This window comes from Pseudomonas sp. GW823-FHT06B06, assembly GCF_058795195.1.
The window spans coordinates 1-1,294 of record NZ_JBXAHO010000094.1; the positions used below are offsets into that span (position 1 = coordinate 1).

Sequence of the window (1,294 nt, forward strand, 5' to 3'; positions counted from 1 at the left end):
TCACTAGTGTCCGGTAAAAACCGAAGGGGGAGCTTGCTCCCCCTTGCTGTTGGCGGCCGTCAGTCATAATCGGATTTTTCAGACTCGATTTTGGCTCATGTTTACCAGCACCCGTTTAGCCCACCTGCTCAGTGCGATCCCGCGCCAGTTCTTTCGGCAATCCACCGAAAGGCACCAGGCTGATCGCTACGTCAAACGCTGCACGTCCTGGCAATTGCTGGTGACACTGGTCAGCGGTCATGTAACCCAAGCCTTAAGCCTGCGGTCCTTGGCGACTTTCTCCGAAACTCTAAGCCCGCATAGCTACCATCTTAAAGCGGGTCCCGTCGCCCGCTCGACCCTGTCGGATGCCTTGAACAAGCGTGACTACCGGCCATTCCAGGACCTTTGCGAGTTGCTGTTGCGCGGCATCAGCCGCCAGCAGCGCAAAGAAGTCGGTGCCATGGTTAGCCTGCTTGATTCCACGTCGATCACTTTGCGCGGACCTCACTTCGATGGCTGGACAGCCGCCACGAAAACCCGCATTACGCAGGGCTTGAAAGTACATGTCGGGCTAGATTTGGCACAGTTGGCCCCGGTGTACGTCAACATCACTCCTGCCAACGTCAACGACCTGAGCGATGCACTGGAAATGCCGATTCAGGCCGGCATGACGTATGTCTTTGACAAGGGCTATTGCGATTACAACTGGTGGCACCAGTTGCAGACCAAAGGCGCTTTTTTCGTCACCCGCCTGAAGAAAAACGCCAATATCAAAGTGCTGCACAAGCACTCGACCGTAGCCGAGCAAAGCCCGGTCATGACCGATGAAGTCATTCTGTTCGGCAAAAAGCATCTGGGCGGTAAGCGTCTGAATGACTACCGAGAAACGCCGGTAAGACGCGTGGTGGTTGAGCGCGAGGGACATGCCACGCCATTAATCCTAGTGACCAACGACTTCGCAAGAACAGCTGAAGAAGTCGCGGGCTTGTACAAAGATCGCTGGAAGATCGAGCTGTTTTTCAAGTGGATCAAGCAACATCTGAAACTCAAACGCTTCTATGCCTTCTCTGAAAACGCCGTGCGCCTGCAGATTTACAGTGCCTTGATCAGCTACTTGTTACTGCACCTTTTCCATCGTCGTTCAGGATTTACCGGTTCGTTGTTCGAGCTGACGGTTCGCATATCTCACGTCCTGCACGAACGGCCCGCTACTCCAGAACTGAGGGATCGACGAAGGCAGGAGCGAGAAAAGCTGAAGGCTGCCCAAGGCAGCCTTCAGCTATGAAACATGTTTACCGGACACTAGTGACGC

Annotated in this window: 1 protein-coding gene; it reads left to right on the forward strand. The window is 54.4% G+C overall.

The genetic code is table 11. The features are described 5' to 3' along the window. Positions 1-43: 43 nt before the first annotated feature. Positions 44-1,267 carry an IS4 family transposase gene (locus AC1Q8Q_RS32130; protein WP_492615965.1) on the forward strand — a complete coding sequence of 408 codons (1,224 nt, stop codon included), beginning with the start codon at positions 44-46 and terminating at the stop codon, positions 1,265-1,267. The last annotated feature ends 27 nt before the right edge of the window (positions 1,268-1,294 follow it).